Source organism: Brenneria tiliae, assembly GCF_023347575.1.
In the GTDB taxonomy this organism is placed as follows: Bacteria; Pseudomonadota; Gammaproteobacteria; order Enterobacterales; family Enterobacteriaceae; genus Brenneria; species Brenneria corticis.
Genome location: NZ_JAKPCB010000099.1, coordinates 283,537 through 300,450 on the forward strand (window position 1 = coordinate 283,537; position 16,914 = coordinate 300,450).

Sequence of the window (16,914 nt, forward strand, 5' to 3'; positions counted from 1 at the left end):
TTCGTTTTCCCTCAGTCTACGGATAAACCCAGACGCCATCACGCCGATTCAGCGTGCAGGCGAAGGCATGCTCGGCACAATGCCGCATTTCAGGCGCCGCGCCCTGACGGCACGACGGTAGGGCATAGGGGCAGCGGGGATGAAAGGCGCAGCCGGCCGGCAGCGCGACGGGACTCGGCGGCTCCCCCGGCAACGGGTTGACGGGCAGCGGCCGTTCGGGGTCGATCTCAGGTATGGCCGCCACCAGCGCGGCGGTATAGGGGTGAAGCGGCAGGGTAAAGACGGCTTCGGTCGGCCCCTCCTCCACAATCCGCCCCAGATACATCACCGCCACCCGATCGCACAGGCGGCGCACAATCGCCAGATCGTGGGCGATAAACAAGACGGCCAGCCCCATTTTTTCGCGCAGATCCATCAGCAGATTGATAATCTGTCCCTGAATGGAAACATCCAGCGCCGCCACGCATTCATCGGCGACGATCAGCCGCGGCTCCAGCGCCAGCGCGCGCGCAATCCCCGCCCGCTGGCACTGGCCGCCGCTTAGTCCCTGCGGACGCCGATCCGCCTGTTCAGGCCGCAACCCCACCAGCGTCAGCAGTTCGCTTACCCGTGCGGCCACGGCCGACGGCGGGACCTTTCGATGCACCCGCAAGACTTCGGCGATGCTCTCGCCGATGGTCTGGCGCGGATTCAGCGATGAGAACGGATCCTGAAAAATCATCGCCGTTTGTCGGCGCAGCCGGGCAATATCGCTTTTCAGACCGCCGGTAATCAGGTGTCCGTCAAAGCGCACCCGACCCGCGCTGGGCGTTTCCAGATGCAGGATCGCCCGTCCCAGCGTGCTCTTGCCGCTGCCGGACTCGCCGACCAGACCAAAGGTTTCCCCGGCATGGATATGCAAAGAGACGTGATTCACCGCCTGTAAACGGCGTTTTCGCAGGCCGAAGCCGCCGGAAACGGGGAACGTGACCGACAGGTCGTCAATATCCAGTAACGGGTGGGATTTACTGACCATTATCCCTCCCGTCGCATGCCTGCATGCCGGGCGGCAAGGGATGGTGACAGGCAGCCCCGTGGGCGTGCGCCGTCTGCTGTGCCCGCATCGGCGGCTGCGTGAAGCGACAATCCCCTTGAGCGTACTGGCAACGCGGGTGAAAACGGCAGCCGGAGGGGAAACGCTCGGCGAGCGGCGGCTGCCCCGCAATGGTCCGCAGCCGCCCATAGCCCCCTTCGCTGACCGGCTGGCAGTCAATCAGTCCGCGGGTATACGGATGTAACGGCCCGGCCAGCAGCTGACGCTTATCACCGATTTCACATAACCGCCCGCCGTACATAACGGCGATGCGATCGCAGGTTTGCGCCACCACGCCCAGATCGTGGGTGATCAGGATAATCGCGATGCCCAGCCGATCGCGCAGTTCGTTCAGCAAGCGTAGGATCTGCATTTGTACCGTGACGTCCAGCGCCGTCGTCGGTTCATCGGCAATCAGCACGGCGGGTTCGCAGGCCAGCGCCACGGCGATCATCGCCCGCTGGCGCATGCCGCCGGAAAATTCATGGGGATAGTTATCCACCCGCCGCTGCGGATCGGCAATACCGACCTGGCGCAACAGCGCCACCGCCTGCTCTCGGGCTTCACTACGGCCGGCCGCAAAGTGCAGGCGGCGGCTCTCGGCGATCTGCTGACCGATGGTCATCACCGGATTGAGATGGCTGGCGGGGTTCTGGAAAATCATGCCGATTTGCCGTCCGCGCATGGCCGTCATCTGCCGTTCATTCAGCGTCAGCAGCGACTTATCGCACAGCAGGATATCGCCTCCGGCGATACGCAGCCCGTCGCCGGGCAGCAGGCGCATCAGCGCCCGGCAGGTAATGGTTTTACCGGATCCGCTTTCGCCCACCAGACCGAGAATTTCCCCCTGTTCGAGCGTCAGCGAGACGCGATCGACCAGCGCGATGCCCTGCGGATTTTCAACGGTTAACTGCGACACCGTCAATAGCGTCATGGCCGTTCTCCCAGCTTGTCGCCCAGTCCGTCAGCCAGCAGGCTGAAGCCCATCGCCAGCAGCACAATCGCCAGGCCGGGAAAGGCGGTGATCCACCAGGCGGTGGTAATAAAACTTTGTCCTTCCGCCACCATCACGCCCCACTCCGCCAGCGGTGGCTGAACCCCCAGCCCCAGATAACTTACCGCGGCGCCGTTGAGCAGCACCAGTACGCAGTCGGACATGGCGAACACCACCGAGCCGGTCAGCGCATTGGGCAACAGGTGAATAAACAGGATCCGGGCATGGTTATAGCCCAGGCTGCGCGCCGCCAACATAAAATCACGCTGCTTCAGCGTCAGGACCTGGGCGCGCACCAGCCGGGCATAGGAAACCCATCCCACCATCGCCATCGCGATATAAAAGCTGCTCAGGCCGGGGCCGAGAATGGCGATGATGGCCAGCATCAGCACCAGAAAGGGAAACGCCAGCACAATATCAATGCCGCGCATCACAACAGCATCCACCGTCCCGCCGATATAGCCGGAGAGCGCGCCGATCGCCGTGCCGATGACAAACGGGAAAATCACCCCCATTACGCAGATTTGCAGATCGACTCTGGCCCCCCAGATCACCCGCGAGAAGATATCGCGTCCGAAATTATCGGTGCCGAACAGATGAGGTAAGCCAGGCGGAAGCAGACTGGCCTCCAGATGTTGAGCAATCGGATCGTAAGGGGCAATCCACGGCGCCAGCAGCGCCAGCAATAGCCAGTTCCCCAGTATCAGCACGCCTGCCGTCAGGGTATGCCGCCGCGGCAGCCAGCGGTAACGAACGCGATGGACGACCGGGGTCAGGCTCATTGTTTTACCCTCGGATCCAGCGCCACGGTGAGTAAATCCGCCAGCAGATTCACCGTCACCGTAGCCAGCGCGAAGACCATGACCACGCCCTGCACCACCATATAGTCGCGGCTGAAAATAGCCTTTACCAACAGTTGTCCCATTCCCGGAATGGCGAACACGCTTTCGATCACCACCGTGCTGCCGATCAGCCAGCCGATATTGACCGCCAGCAGATTCACCGTGGGCACCAGCGAGTTAGGCAGGACATGGCGCCAGAAAATGCGCCGCTCGCTTTGACCGCGGGCGCGGGCGGCGGTGACGTAATCATTTTTCAGCTCCATCAGCAGGCTGGCGCGCAGATTGCGGGTCAGCACGGCGGACAGCGCCAGCGCCACCGTCAGGCAGGGCAGCGCCAGATGATGCAGCCGCTCGGCCCAGTCATCGCCATAGCCGGAAACCGGGAACCAGCCCAGCGTAATGCTGAACAACAGGATCAGCATGATGCCGAGCCAAAAGGCGGGAAATCCCAGCCCGGCGGTGGAAAACAGCCGGATAAGCTGATCGGGCAGACGCCCGCGGCGGCGCGCCGCCGTTGCCGCCAGAGGCAGAGTAAGCAGCAGCGCCAGCAGCACGCTGCCCGTCACCAGATGTAGCGTAGGCTCAATCCGTGACAGGATCAGCTTCAGGGTATCGACGCGATAAACGATGGACCGGCCCATCTCGCCATGCAGCAGATTGCGCAGAAAATAGAGATATTGCAGCCATACCGGTTCATCAAGCGCGTATTGCGCGCGGATACGCGCCACGGCCTCCGGCGTGCTGCGCACGCCAAGCAAAATACGCACCGGATCGCCGGGAATAGCGCGCACCATCACGAAGGTGATCAGGCTGATGCCCAGCAGAACCGGCAGCAGCTGTAACGGACGCCAGAGCAGAAAACGATAGCGATGCATAGATTTACCCTCTTTCGCCGTCACGCTGCCGGAGGCGTAAAGCGCGCCGCGACGCACTGAGATGGTGCAAATCCTGCGCGTTCGCCAGTTTGGCGCGCATTATCGGTAGACCATTGCCGGGGATTGCGGCTCCGTCATTCAGACGCCGTTTACCCGCCTTATGACTGTCGCCACCCAGTGCCGCCTTAGCGGGGCGCTGCCTGTCAGCGTTGATTTCGTACCACATATCTCCTCCGGCCCATCGCGGTGAGGGTTATCATCCCTTTGTGCCTACGCTAACCGGCGCTAACGCAAAGGGGTAGTTAGTAAAAATACTAGGTTTGTCTCTATCGTGAGGTGGCACTTTATTTGCATGATTACGATCGGGATTTGCAGGATCCGTGCCCGAACGGAGGGATCCCTGGCTGGCGGAGGCGAAGATGAAACGGGTAGTGAAAGAAAACGGCGCACGCCCGCAACAAGCGACGCTGGATGCGGCGTTCGAACGGTTGTTCGGACAAACGTCCCGGCTCGGCTTTGACGCGCTGATTTATGACTACACCCCCGTACCGCGCTCGGTGGAGGGAGAGTTGATCACGCCATCGGTGCTGCAAATGCGCAATGTGCCTGAAGATATGCAGCTGCTGTGGTGCGAGAGCGGGTATTATCAGGTAGACCCGGTGCAAATTTATGCGCTGGAAAGCTGTGCGCCTTTTGTCTGGTCTTATCAATGCCCCAATAGCACGTCATTGAGAAATGTCATCGATGAGCGGCATTATCCGGTCACGCACTACATGCGCGATAACAATATGCCCTGCGGCGCCACGGTTCCGCTGCACCTGCCGCGCGGCGGGTTTGTCACCGTCACCGGCATCCACAGCGGCGCCGGGCACGAACAGGAGATCGACCAGGTGCTGGCGGAGCTAAGCCTGCTGGCGCATACCTTTCAGGAACAGATTTACCCGTTATTCGACGATCCTGTCCTGACCTGTCAGCATATCCGCCTGAGCAAACGCGAGCGAGAATGTCTGGCATGGGCGGCGGAAGGGCTGACGGCCAAAGAGATTGCCCGTAAGCTTAACCGCTCTATCGCCACCGTCTCGCTGCACCTCAATTCCGCCGCCAGAAAGCTGGGGGCCAGCAATCGCGTACAGGCGGTGGTTCGCGCCCTGCACTACCGGTTGCTGGACAGCTAAACCTATCTTTTTTACTAGCTGTTTCCCCGCTCGCCGCCGTTTACCCTGAAATCATCCATGACCAACAGGGTAAACATCATGTACGACATCGAAGAAGGCTATGCGCCTTATCTTGAGTATCACACCTGGTATCGAATCTGCGGCGATCGTCATAATGGATTAACACCGCTGGTCATTGCCCACGGCGGGCCGGGCTGCACCCATGATTATGTCGATGCGTTTCGTGATATCGCGGAAAGCGGCCGGGCCGTAATCCACTACGACCAGTTGGGCAATGGCCGCTCAACGCATCTGGCGGATAAACCCGCCGATTTCTGGCAACCCGCCCTGTTTCTGGACGAACTGGATAATCTGTTGCGGCACCTTGGCATCGAGCGAAACTATGCGCTGCTGGGACAGTCCTGGGGGGGAATGCTAGGGGCGGAGCACGCGGTGACGCGGCCTGCCGGGCTGAAGGCGCTGATTATCGCCAACTCGCCGGCATCGATGGCGCTGTGGCTGTCGGCAGCCGCCAGACTGCGCAGCGCATTGCCTGACGACATTCAAAACGCGCTGCGACAACATGAACAGGCCGGTACGCTGAACAGCGCCGCCTACCGAACCGCCACCCAGGCGTTTTACCAACGCCACGTCTGCCGCCTCGATCCCTGGCCGGACGAGGTCAAACGCACCTTCGACGCCATGGACGCCGACCCGACCGTCTACCACGCGATGAACGGCCCGACGGAGTTCCATGTCATCGGCAGTATGAAAAACTGGAGCATCATCGATCGGTTGTCCGCAATCAACGTCCCCACGCTGCTGATCTCCGGACGCTATGACGAAGCGGCGCCGGAAGTCGTCGAACCGTTCGCAGAATATATTCGCGATGCCGAGTGGATTATCTTTGAACACTCCAGCCATATGCCGCACGTCGAGGAGCGCGCGGCCTGCATGGCGGCGGTACGCCATTTTCTGGACAGAAAACTGTCCGCCGGCGGCGGGCAATAACCTCCCCGGCAATGACTGTATGTAACAGACCAGTCCGCAATAGTACGCCATCACGGACTGGTAAGGAGAACATATTATTTTGCTTGCTCCAGAGCCTGCTTCACGGCGTTAATAACCCCCTCGCTGGACCCTGTGGCCCCCGTTACCGCATCCACCTTGTCAGGATCCTGTGTTTCAATCAGCTCAGGTATCACGTTATCAATAACGCCCATCATCAGCGCTTCGGTGTCTTCATGGCTGACCACCTCGGCGTTGGTGATTTTCCCTCCTTCAACAATCACGGAAACTTCGACTTCCCCCTCTTTTCCCGGCGCTTTACCCGTATAGGTGCCGTCTTTATACTCGGCGGCGGCGGCAAAAGAGAACGAAAGAGCCAACGTGGCCAGCATGGCCGGAATTAATTTTTTCATAGCTTTCCCATAAGTTAGTTGCACACAAAACGCTCATCGAAAACTAACAGTAAGCAGTGCTCCCTGTTGGTAAAGCCTATATTAACCACTCGACCATCGCGGACAATAAGGCAGTTCGGTTTTTGGGATCAAATTCCCCGATTATTTACCTTCCTTAATCTCTTTCACCGCCTGATCGGCGCCGATGCGGCCGTAAGTGACAATATCCGCCAGCGAGTTGCCGCCCAGACGGTTGGCGCCATGCACCCCGCCGGCGGCTTCCCCCGCGGCGAACAGGTTGGGGATCACCTTGCCGTTGACATCCAGCACCTGGGCCCTGTTGTTGATCGCAATCCCGCCCATGGTATGGTGAATGCCCGGCGTGACCTCAATGGCGTAATATTTACCGCTGTCGAGCGACAGCTTCAGGCTATCGCGATTAAATTCGGCGTCTTTGCCATCTTTAACGTAGCCGCTATAGGTACTGACGGTCTGCGCCAGCTGTTTGCCATCAACGTTAATCGCTTTGGCCAGTTCCGCAGGCGTATTCCCTTCGGCGACCAGTTTTTGCTTGAAGTAGGATTGGGTAGCCTGATTTTGCTTGACCAGCGCGTCATTAAAAATCAGGTAGGCATGCGCGCCCGGCTGTTTCAGGATACTCTGCGATACCACATCACGGGTGAGCAGTTCATTGATAAACCGCTTGCCGCTTTCATTCACCAGAATCGCGCCGTCGCCGCGCACCGCTTCGGTAATCAGGATGCCTTTGCCGGGAACGGTGGAAGGATGGATCTGGATATATTCCATATCCACCAGTTTGGCGTTCAGCTTGGTCGCCATCTTGATGCCGTCGCCCTGAGAACCAGGCGCATTGGTGGTTTTAAACCCCACCAGCTTGGGATCGTATTGTTTGATCATATCGAAGTTGGCGCCAAAGCCGCCCGAGGTGATTAACACTTTTTTGGCGTCGATGGTGAATTCCTTGCCATCTTTCCCTTTGGCTTTTACGCCGGTGACTTCACCCTTGTCATTTTTGACAATATCGGTCGCGGAGGTGCTGGTGCGCAGATCGATGTCCAGCGCTTTGACTTTTTTAATCAGCGCCACGGCAATAAAACTTCCCGCTGGCTCGCCGCCGGCGGGACGATGGGTCCGGTCGACGCGAGAGCCGCCGGTACGGGTCAGATCCGCCAGGTCGGCGCCGTTCTCTTTCAGGAAAACAACCGAATCCCTGGCATGTTCGGTGAGCGTTTTAACCACTTCAGGGTTATTGATATTGCGACCCCCTTTCATGGTGTCTTCATAGAAAGCTGCGGGGCTATCCTCAATGCCTCTGGCTTTTTGCAGATCCGTGCCGGCGGCGTTTAATCCGGCTTCCGCCCGGGCGGTATTTCCGCCGGCAAAAGGCATTTTCTCCAGCAATATAACTTTTGCACCCTGATTATGCGCTTCGATGGCCGCCGACATTCCAGCCCCGCCCGCGCCGATAATGACTAAATCCGTCGTTTCGCTGTGAACGGCCGCGGAAAAGGCTAATGCCAACGCACTCAATAATAGGACTTGTCTCTTCATCATAAATGAACCTATATTTTGTTATTTCCAATAAAGAATTCCGATTACCAGACCGATGCTTATCATCCTGTACGGAAAAACCATCGCCCGTAACCCTGTGCAAAAACGCATCAATTTAAATCCTACTCCGATTAGCAGGCAAAAATTTTAACTTGATCATATATTTATAAATTCCTGAATTATATAAACAGGAAAAATCATCAGCGGGATATAAGAAAGGACGCCTAATTTCCGTTAGGCATCCTTTTTAGCGGACAGAAAGACAAGGCCGGCAATTGAACGGTAGTATGAATAGCGAAAATAGATTTTTAATTTAACAGCCAAATAACACAAAAAAGACATAATTAATAAAATTATTACGACTTGCAGCTAAAAACCCAATAATTGCCGATAAGAATGGTTTTCTATATTATCCATTGACAGCCCCAGGCGAATGGCACATTCAAGACACTGTTCCCGCAGCGTATTCAGCTCCGTTTCATCATCCGTCATCACGGATATTTCAACAAAATGGCCGAGCGCCTCGATATAATCCAGCGTGATGTGAAAAATACCCAGAAAATAGACGCTACGAGTCTTATAGACCTCATGGATCGGGTGATATCCCAGCGTGTGCAACATGCTGTCCGTCTTTTCGAACGATTCGACGTTGACGGCCTCACAGCGCTGGGCGCCGGGTCCTTTGACGATCCACAGCTTAATCCCCGATGGGGCCATACGCCGCAGTAACATACTGATATTTTGTTGTTGCAGGCCGTTTTGCGCATCGTCGTAATAAATATCGTGCTCATTATTTTCGAAGACAAAGGCTTCAGGGTGATGGCTAAAGAGCGTATCGCGGAAAATAACGATATCCTGGATGCGAAATTTCAGTTCAACTTCATATTTCCCTGTGAAATGTTCAAGCATGTTCTTTCTCCTTACGGGACTGCCCGTAAGCACTATGGAACGCTCGGCCCGACATATCAACGTACTTCATCCCAAGATGTCGGCACATTAAGCCGGACGCTCGCAAAATGCACGTTCAGCCGTCCATATACGGATCATACAGGTAACATCAAAAGGCTCCGCCAGTTTAGCCCGCGGAAGGGCACGGCGCCAGGATATGTATGGCCTCAAAGCCGTGATGATGCATAAATTCACGCAAAATAAGTAATCTGGCGGCAAATGAATTATCCAGCGGAATGCCTTCCCAGGCGGCGGGCGCCCCGAGCATCACCCGCTCCAGACGTTTAAAGGTTCGTTCCAGATCGTCCAACGGCAATAGCCAGCCCCCGGCTTGTTCTTTTATGCCTGAAATTTGCGCAATTTCGGACAATGCCGCATCGCTGGAAAACAGCGCCGAGGCGGCGGGAAGGTCGTGCCGAATGCCTATCACCTCATCTTCAACGGTCATTATCGCCAGTTCCATTTCATCCGGCGTGGGGGGAAGATGTTTAAAAAAGGCATGCGCCGTTTTTGCGTAACCTATCGCCAGATGAAGCAGCGACGTCGGCCGCGCTCCCGTTCCGCACACCGCGGTCGTTTGCTGCTCGCCAATTCTCAGCAAGGTCACCGGTTGCGCCGGCGCAACGCGCGCGCCGGCCTGTTCATATTGCCGACGGGCATCGGCGTCGATATCCATCATCATTCTCCTTCCCTTAAAGTTGACAGCATCGGGCGATCGCGGCGATATCCGCCGGCGTGGTCCGGCAACAGCCGCCGATCAGTTTTGCCCCCGCGGCCCGCCACTGCGGTAAATACTCCGCCAAAGAACAGCTATGGCCGTCGCTATCGCTCCAGGTTTTGGCGACCGCATCATAGTGCTCGCCCGAGTTCGGATACACCACCAGCGGCAGCGAAGTTTCCGCCGACAGCTGCGCCAACGCCTCGGTCACCTTATTCAGCGCGATACAGTTGATGCCGACGGCCACCACCTGCGGATACGCATTCAACAGCGTCAGCACCTCGCGCAAGGGGGTGCCGTCGCTCAGGTGCGCGCTGTCGCGCAGGGTAAAGGAGAACCATGCCGACGCCTGCGGGAACTCCGCCAGCAATTCCGCCAACGCCTTGATTTCAGGGAACGACGGCAGCGTTTCACAGGCAAGGATATCCACGCCGGCGTCAAGCAGCGTGGCCATCCGCACGCGGTGAAAATCCATCATTTCACTCTGGGGCAGCGAGTAATCGCCGCGATACTCCGAGCCATCCGCCAGATAGGCGCCATAGGGCCCTATCGATCCGGCAATCAGCAGTTTCCCGACCTGAGGATGGGTTTTACGGAAGTCGTCACGCGCCTGAACGGCAAGCTGCACGCTTTTTTCAATCAGCGCCTGCGACTGCCGTTCACTGAATCCCCGCGACTTAAAGCGCAGCGGCGTCGCCTGATAGCTGGCGGTGATGGCGCATTGGGCGCCGGCCTGAAAATAGTCGAGATGAACCTGATAAATCAGCGCCGGATTTTCAACCAGCACCTTTGCCGACCAGAGCGGATCGTTCAAATCGCAGCCGCGCGCTTCCAGCTCCGTGGCCAGCGCGCCGTCCAGTACAATCGCCGGCGCCGTCGCCAGCATTTCAGCCACAGGATTATTCCGCAACATCATAGACTCCCTTTGCAAATTTACGCATCTGAATCAGCTGCGTGACATAATAAGCGCCATCATACAGATTAAAGAAGAAGAAGCCGACGGGACTTATCTTGCGCAGATCGCCCGGGCGATATCTGCGGAGGTGTTCAACGCCCGGATTTCGCCAAACAGCGCCGCGGCCTCGGAATACTCTTTACGCAGATAACCCAGCCACTGCTTGATGCGGGCGACGTGATACATCCCGGTGTCGCCCTGTTTTTCCAGCCGCACGTATTTTTGCAGCAGTTTCACCACATCGTCCCACGCCATCCGCGGCTGGTTATATTTTATCACCCGGCTCAGATTCGGCACGTTAAGCGCCCCGCGGCCAATCATAACGGCATCGCAGCCGGTGGCGGCCAGACACGCCTGCGCGCTCTGCCAGTCCCAGATTTCACCGTTGGCGATCACCGGGATGCGCAGCCGCCGGCGGATTTCGCCAATCGCCGCCCAGTTGATATATTCGGCTTTATACCCCTGCTCCTTGGTGCGGCCGTGCACCGCCAGCTCCGTCGCCCCGGCCTGCTGCACCGCATCGGCGATTTCAAACTGCCGATCGCCGGAATCCCACCCCAGGCGCACTTTCACCGTCACCGGCAAATGCGCCGGCACCGCGTCGCGCATGGCTTTCGCCCCCTGGTAAATCAGTTCGGGATCCTTTAACAGCGTGGCGCCGCCGCCGCTGCCGTTGACCAGTTTGGACGGGCAGCCGCAGTTCAGATCGACGCCATACGACCCCAGTTCGACGGCGCGCGCCGCGTTCTCCGCCAGCCATTGCGGATATTGCCCCAGCAGTTGCACGCGCACCGGCGTACCGGACTGCGTGCGGCTGGCATAATGTAGTTCCGGGCATAAACGATAGAAGGACTTGACCGGCAGGCGTTGATCCACCACCCGCAAAAACTCGGTGATGCACAGATCATAATCGTTGACTTCGGTCAGCAATTCCCGCACCAACGAATCGAGAACCCCTTCCATCGGGGCAAGCAAAACACGCATAACGCTACTCGGTCAGCAAAAAAAGCACGCCATGGTACTGTTCATGGCAAGGATAGCGCAACGGGAAAGATGATGGCGCGCCGCCGGTCATCGCCAGCCGCGAAAGTATCGGTTTCGCATCCGATGTGGCTATAAATGTTGTCACGGCGTGTCTTATCATCAATAATTCGTTTCCTATATGTTACATCCAGGTTCCCGGCGGACCACAACGAAATTATTGCCATGTCGAATGTCAAAACCGCGGACTTTCAACGTCCGCTGCTCTCACTACCGGACGGCGCAGACAAACTGCTGTTGCACTCCTGCTGCGCCCCCTGTTCGGGCGAAGTGATGGAAGCCATTACCGCCTCCGGCATCGAGTACACCATTTTCTTCTATAACCCGAATATTCATCCGCAACGCGAATACCTGATCCGTAAAGAGGAGAATATTCGCTTCGCCGAACAGCACAACGTGCCGTTTATTGACGCCGATTACGATATCGATAACTGGTTTGAACGGGCCAAAGGCATGGAGTGGGAGCCGGAACGCGGTATTCGCTGCACCATGTGTTTTGATATGCGCTTTGAACGGACGGCGCTGTATGCGGCCGAAAACGGCTTCAGCGTTATCTCCAGCTCGCTGGGCATTTCGCGCTGGAAAAACATGCAGCAGATTAATGACTGCGGAAACAACGCGGCTAAAAAATATCCCGGCGTGACCTATTGGGATTACAACTGGCGCAAAGGCGGCGGCTCCGCGCGGATGATAGAGATCAGCAAGCGCGAGCGTTTTTATCAGCAGGAGTACTGCGGCTGTATCTATTCGCTGCGCGATTCCAATAAGCATCGAAAATCTCAGGGCCGCGACATTATCCGCATTGGGAAATTATATTACGGCGACGACCCGGAGTAAGCTTGCCGTCCGCCCTCAGCGCGCCAGGCTGCGGCGCAGCGCGGAGGGCGTGATGCCGAACGCGCGTTTAAAACGATGGCTAAGGTGGCTGGCGGAGCTGAAACCGCAGGCCAGGGCGATGTCGGTGATCGACAGCGTGCCGCAACGCAGCATCTCATCCGCTTTCGCCAGCCGCCGTTGCAGCACGTACTGGTGCGGCGCCATGCCTTCGCTCTGGCGAAACATGCGCGCAAAGTGAAATTCGCTCAATCCGGCCTCCGCCGCCAGTTCAGACAAGGTCAGCGGCGCGCCGATGCGGATTTCAATCCACTCTTTTACTCGGCGCAGCACCGCGGGCGCCAGCCCGCCCCGCACCTCCGGCAGCGCCCAGCGCAGCTGGGTATATCGCCGGAGAACGTGGATCATCAGCAGGGTCGCCGCGCTGCTCAGCACCAGCTGATTAGCCGGTACGGACCAGTCGTTATTGAGCAGAAACTGGCGATACAGCAAGGAGATCTGCGTATCCTCCCCGAAAATGCGCTCCTCGGTGCGAATCGACGCCGGACTGCGGTCCCAGGTTTGCTCCGCCAGTTGGCGGAAATGGCCGTCGTCGCAGTAGAGGTGCGCGAAAGAGAGGTCGCCGCGAATATCCCAGACGGAGACGCTCTGTTTCGGCATCAGACAGAAGCGATCGGGCCCGCCGCCGTTATGCCAGCCATCCGGCGTTTTATGGTAACTCTCGTAGCCGTCGGCGACGTACAGACTGAGGGTGTGATGATCGCTGTTTTCCACGGTGACCCGATCGTGGCGGTTAAACCAGGACGCCAGACGCACGCCGGAACCGAGCTCAACGGTATCCCGCAGCTCCGTTTTATGCTGTTGCAGCGTATCGAACACTTTATAGCGGCTCATCCGCCCTCCCGTTAATAAACCGCAAGATTATGCTATCGAGCGCAATCCGCTGAAAGCCTGCTGCCGGGGAAAACCGCATACTGGCAGACATGATAACCGCCGGAGTCCGCTTATGAACGTTTTTCTCTATCTTTCCGTGGTGCTGATCTGGGGCACCACCTGGATCGCCATCAGCATGCAGCAGGGCAGCGTGGCTGCCGAAGTCTCCATATTCTGGCGGTTCCTGATTTCGGCGGCGATTTTACTGGGCTTTCTGGCGCTCTCCCGCCGCCTCCGCCCGCTGACGCATAAAGCCCATCTGCTGTGCATGGTGCAGGGGTTCTGCGTATTCGGCATCAACTTTATCTGTTTTTACCACGCCATCGCCTGGATTTCGAGCGGATTGGAATCGGTTATTTTTTCCATGGCGGTACTGTTCAACGCCATTAACGGCCGGCTGTTTTTCGGCCAGCGCCTGACGCGCAATGTGATGCTCGCCGCGCCGCTGGGCCTCGCCGGCATCGTGGCGCTGTTCTGGCACGATCTGATGCATATGGAAGCCCAGCCGCATCTGCTGTGGGGCGTCGGGCTAAGCCTGATCGGCACCTACTGTTTTTCGCTGGGCAATATGATCAGTTTTCAGCATCAGCGCCAGGGGCGCGACGTGATGACCACCAACGGCTGGGGGATGGGCTATGGCGCGCTGTGGATGGGGCTGTTCAGCCTGTTTCAGGGCTACGACTTTACGCTGGACGCGTCGCCGGGCTATCTGGCGTCGCTGGGCTATCTGGCGCTATTCGGATCGGTGATCGGCTTCAGCGCCTATTTCAGTCTGGTGGGACGTATCGGCGCCAGCCAGGCCGCCTACGCCACGCTGCTGTTTCCGCTGGTTGCGCTGTCGGTCTCGACGCTGTTCGAAGATTACCATTGGCAAACCAACGCCGTGCTGGGATTGGTGATGATTCTGGCGGGTAACGCGGTGATGTTTTACCGACCGCGCGGCGGCGCAGTGCAAACCGCACAGGCCAAATAAAGACAGGGAGCCAAAAGGCTCCCTGAGAGAATTGACAAAGTAGCATCGATAATAGCAAATCCAAATCCGTCATTCCTGCGTAGGCAGGAATCTTTCTGATATCAACGCATTAGCTGAAAGCAGATCCCCGCTTTCGCGAGGATGACGGTGGAGGTGAAGGGGTTGTCAGCAACCTCAGGGAGCCACAAGGCTCCCTGAGACTGATAAGGCTTATTTCGCCGCCGGTTTGCCGCGATTTTGCGGACGCGGCGCGCGGCGCTGTTGTCCTTCGCCGTTGCCTGCCCACTGGCCGGCGCCGTTGCCGCCGGACCTGCGCGGCTGACGGGGGCCGTCGGCGCGCTGGCGTTCGGATTGACCGCGAGGCGCGCCGGCCTGACCGCGCGGCGCACCGCCGCGACCGCCCTGGCGACCGTTGATAATCGGCTCGGCCTTGATCGACGGATCCGGCTCATAGCCCGGCACGGCAATGCGCGGGATCTCGCGCTTGAGCAAACGCTCAATGTCGCGCAGCAGCTTGTGTTCGTCGACGCAGACCAGCGACAGCGCCTCCCCGGTGGACTCCGCGCGGCCGGTGCGGCCGATACGATGGACGTAATCTTCCGGCACGTTGGGCAGTTCATAGTTCACCACGTGCGGCAGTTGATCGATATCCAGACCGCGGGCGGCGATATCCGTCGCCACCAGCACGCGAATGCCGCCGTCCTTGAAGTTGGCCAACGCCCGGGTACGCGCGCCCTGGCTTTTGTTGCCGTGGATGGCGGCGGCGGTGATGCCGTCTTTCTCCAGCAGCTCCGCCAGATGGTTGGCCCCGTGTTTGGTGCGGGTAAATACCAGCACCTGCTGCCAGTTATTTTCACCGATCAGCTGGGACAGCAATTCCCGCTTGCGGCGCTTGTCGACAAAATGCACATGCTGGGTGACCAGCTCCGACGGCGCATTGCGGCGCACCACTTCAACCGACGCGGGGTTGGTCAACAGCTTATTCGCCAGCGTTCTAATTTCATCCGAGAAAGTGGCGGAGAACAGCAGGTTCTGACGCTTGGCCGGCAGTTTCGCCAATACGCGGCGAATATCGTGAATAAAGCCCATATCGAGCATACGGTCCGCTTCATCCAGTACCAGAATTTCAATCTGCGACAGATCGACCGCATTCTGATGTTCCAGATCGAGCAAACGCCCCGGCGTGGCGACCAGAATATCCACGCCGCCGCGCAGTTTCATCATCTGCGGATTGATGCTGACGCCGCCAAACACCACCAGCGAACGCAGGCGCAGGTATTTGCTGTACGCCTGCACGTTTTCATCAATCTGCGCCGCCAGCTCGCGGGTGGGGGTCAGGATCAGCGCCCGTACCGGGCGGCGGCCTTTCGCCTGCGGCGCGCTGTTGCTCAGCAGTTGCAGCAAAGGCAAGGTAAAGCCGGCGGTTTTACCGGTACCGGTTTGCGCGCTGGCCATCAGGTCGCGGCCGGCCAGCACCACGGGGATCGCCTGGCGCTGTACCGGCGTCGGTTCACGATAGCCCTGTTCTTCAACAGCACGCAGGATATCGGCGCTCAGGCCGAGAGAATCAAATGACATAATAGAGAACAACTCCAGATCCGCCCTGACCGGATAACAGCCGGTGTAGTTTTCAGAGGGATAATAAGACGGGTTTGCCGGGCCATCATCAACTCAACAATAACGACGTAAGCTACAACCACGATGAACGGGCACAAACTACGGTGCGTAACTGCCGGCGATTATAGCAGAGGTTGCGGCGGTTAAGGGATTTTTATCAGTAAAAAATCACCCGGCAGGTTTTAACCCTCTTGCGCCATTTTGTGATTCACATCACAAAAAATCACCCAAAACGGCCTAAATTTAATCATATGATTAATTTAAGACCTACAGCGCTACATCATGAGTGATAAATCAGCCTCTGCCGGCCGCGGCGATCAGACGCGCCAGCAGCTTATCGACTCCGCTCTAGAGGTATTCGGCGAATATGGTTTACAGGCCGCCACTACCCGCGATATCGCCAGCCGGTCGGGACAGAATATGGCCTCCATCGCCTATCATTTTCAGTCGAAGGAAGGGCTCTATCTGGCGGTCGCCGGCTGGATAGCGGACTATATCCGCCAGTTCTACCGGCCGCTGGCCGCGGAGATCGATGCGTTTATGCGGCTTCCCGCGCAGCGGCAAACGGCGGAACAGGCGCTGGATTACCTGCGGCGCTGTATGCTGAATTTCAGTCGTTTGATGACCAGCTCCGAAACCCTCAATCTCAGCCGGATTATCTCCCGGGAGCAACTCTCCCCCACCGACGCCTATCCGGTTATCCACCGGCAGGTTATCGAACCGCTCCACCGCTCCGTTACTCATCTGATCGCCCTCTACACCGGGATGGACGCGCAGGACGCCAAAACCGTGGTGCATACCCAGGCGCTGATTGGGGAAGTGCTCTCTTTTCGCGTCGCCCGGGAAACCATCCGCCTGCGGGCCGGCTGGCAGGATATCGGCCGGGAGGAAACCGCGCTGATTCAGCAGGTGCTGACGGAGCACCTCGACATTCTTCTTAACGGGCTACGGGACAATCAGACCCGGCGGATAAAGGAATAATGCGT

The 16,914-nt window shown here is 58.1% G+C and carries 17 protein-coding genes; 5 read left to right on the forward strand and 12 right to left on the reverse strand.

Going from position 1 to position 16,914, the window contains the following annotated elements; translation table 11 throughout:
• Positions 1 to 16: 16 nt before the first annotated feature.
• From MFP24_RS15130 to MFP24_RS15145, 4 genes are read right to left on the reverse strand one after another with little or no spacing between them, the layout of a single operon-like run.
• Complete coding sequence (locus MFP24_RS15130) at positions 17 to 1,015, reverse strand: ABC transporter ATP-binding protein (protein WP_249230915.1); 999 nt, start codon at positions 1,013 to 1,015, stop codon at positions 17 to 19.
• Positions 1,005 to 2,006 carry an ABC transporter ATP-binding protein gene (locus MFP24_RS15135; RefSeq protein ID WP_249230914.1) on the reverse strand — a complete coding sequence of 334 codons (1,002 nt, stop codon included), beginning with the start codon at positions 2,004 to 2,006 and terminating at the stop codon, positions 1,005 to 1,007. The genes MFP24_RS15130 and MFP24_RS15135 overlap by 11 nt, the downstream gene beginning before the upstream one ends.
• Positions 2,003 to 2,848 carry an ABC transporter permease gene (locus tag MFP24_RS15140; RefSeq protein WP_249230913.1) on the reverse strand — a complete coding sequence of 282 codons (846 nt, stop codon included), beginning with the start codon at positions 2,846 to 2,848 and terminating at the stop codon, positions 2,003 to 2,005. Before MFP24_RS15140 ends, MFP24_RS15135 begins: the two co-directional genes overlap by 4 nt.
• The gene (locus MFP24_RS15145; protein WP_249230912.1) at positions 2,845 to 3,783 is read right to left on the reverse strand and encodes an ABC transporter permease; all 939 of its coding nucleotides are present in this window, start codon (positions 3,781 to 3,783) and stop codon (positions 2,845 to 2,847) included. Before MFP24_RS15145 ends, MFP24_RS15140 begins: the two co-directional genes overlap by 4 nt.
• Positions 3,784 to 4,202: 419 nt before the next feature.
• On the opposite strand from MFP24_RS15145, the gene MFP24_RS15150 reads away from it, so the two are divergent.
• Positions 4,203 to 4,958 carry a LuxR family transcriptional regulator gene (locus MFP24_RS15150; RefSeq protein ID WP_249230911.1) on the forward strand — a complete coding sequence of 252 codons (756 nt, stop codon included), beginning with the start codon at positions 4,203 to 4,205 and terminating at the stop codon, positions 4,956 to 4,958.
• 78 nt (positions 4,959 to 5,036) lie between these two features.
• Complete coding sequence (locus tag MFP24_RS15155) at positions 5,037 to 5,948, forward strand: proline iminopeptidase-family hydrolase (RefSeq protein WP_249231151.1); 912 nt, start codon at positions 5,037 to 5,039, stop codon at positions 5,946 to 5,948.
• 74 nt (positions 5,949 to 6,022) lie between these two features.
• Here MFP24_RS15155 and MFP24_RS15160 read toward each other — a convergent pair whose 3' ends face one another.
• The 6 genes from MFP24_RS15160 to dusC form a co-directional block, all read right to left on the reverse strand.
• Positions 6,023 to 6,358 (reverse strand): FMN-binding protein, encoded by a 336-nt coding sequence (locus MFP24_RS15160; protein ID WP_249230910.1) that lies wholly within the window; start codon positions 6,356 to 6,358, stop codon positions 6,023 to 6,025.
• Between the two features lie 141 nt (positions 6,359 to 6,499).
• A complete protein-coding gene (locus tag MFP24_RS15165; RefSeq protein WP_249230909.1) occupies positions 6,500 to 7,909 on the reverse strand; it encodes a flavocytochrome c in 1,410 nt (469 codons plus the stop codon).
• A gap of 369 nt (positions 7,910 to 8,278) precedes the next feature.
• Positions 8,279 to 8,818, reverse strand: a complete 540-nt coding sequence (gene cyaB / locus MFP24_RS15170) for a class IV adenylate cyclase (protein ID WP_249230908.1) — start codon at positions 8,816 to 8,818, stop codon at positions 8,279 to 8,281.
• Positions 8,819 to 8,984: 166 nt separating this feature from the next.
• Entirely contained in the window at positions 8,985 to 9,536 is a 552-nt protein-coding gene (locus MFP24_RS15175; protein ID WP_407062008.1) for a hypothetical protein, read from the reverse strand.
• 13 nt (positions 9,537 to 9,549) lie between these two features.
• Entirely contained in the window at positions 9,550 to 10,488 is a 939-nt protein-coding gene (mmuM, locus tag MFP24_RS15180) for a homocysteine S-methyltransferase (protein ID WP_249230907.1), read from the reverse strand.
• A gap of 93 nt (positions 10,489 to 10,581) precedes the next feature.
• Positions 10,582 to 11,514: a tRNA dihydrouridine(16) synthase DusC gene (gene dusC / locus MFP24_RS15185; protein WP_249230906.1), complete on the reverse strand. Its 933-nt coding sequence runs from the start codon at positions 11,512 to 11,514 to the stop codon at positions 10,582 to 10,584.
• Between the two features lie 222 nt (positions 11,515 to 11,736).
• Between dusC and MFP24_RS15190 the strand changes: the two genes are divergently transcribed.
• Positions 11,737 to 12,408 (forward strand): epoxyqueuosine reductase QueH, encoded by a 672-nt coding sequence (locus MFP24_RS15190; protein WP_249230905.1) that lies wholly within the window; start codon positions 11,737 to 11,739, stop codon positions 12,406 to 12,408.
• A gap of 15 nt (positions 12,409 to 12,423) precedes the next feature.
• On the opposite strand, the gene MFP24_RS15195 is transcribed toward MFP24_RS15190, so the two are convergent.
• On the reverse strand, positions 12,424 to 13,299 hold the full coding sequence (locus MFP24_RS15195) for a helix-turn-helix domain-containing protein (protein WP_249230904.1): 876 nt from the start codon (positions 13,297 to 13,299) through the stop codon (positions 12,424 to 12,426).
• A 112-nt stretch (positions 13,300 to 13,411) separates the two neighbouring features.
• Here MFP24_RS15195 and MFP24_RS15200 point away from each other — a divergent pair, with 112 nt between their 5' ends.
• Positions 13,412 to 14,311, forward strand: coding sequence for a DMT family transporter (locus MFP24_RS15200; RefSeq protein ID WP_249230903.1), 900 nt, complete (start codon positions 13,412 to 13,414; stop codon positions 14,309 to 14,311).
• Positions 14,312 to 14,521: 210 nt separating this feature from the next.
• Here the strand turns inward: MFP24_RS15200 and rhlE are convergent, their stop codons facing one another.
• A complete protein-coding gene (gene rhlE, locus MFP24_RS15205; RefSeq protein WP_249230902.1) occupies positions 14,522 to 15,889 on the reverse strand; it encodes an ATP-dependent RNA helicase RhlE in 1,368 nt (455 codons plus the stop codon).
• Positions 15,890 to 16,210: 321 nt separating this feature from the next.
• On the opposite strand from rhlE, the gene MFP24_RS15210 reads away from it, so the two are divergent.
• Complete coding sequence (locus tag MFP24_RS15210; RefSeq protein ID WP_249230901.1) at positions 16,211 to 16,909, forward strand: CerR family C-terminal domain-containing protein; 699 nt, start codon at positions 16,211 to 16,213, stop codon at positions 16,907 to 16,909.
• Positions 16,910 to 16,914 lie beyond the last annotated feature (5 nt).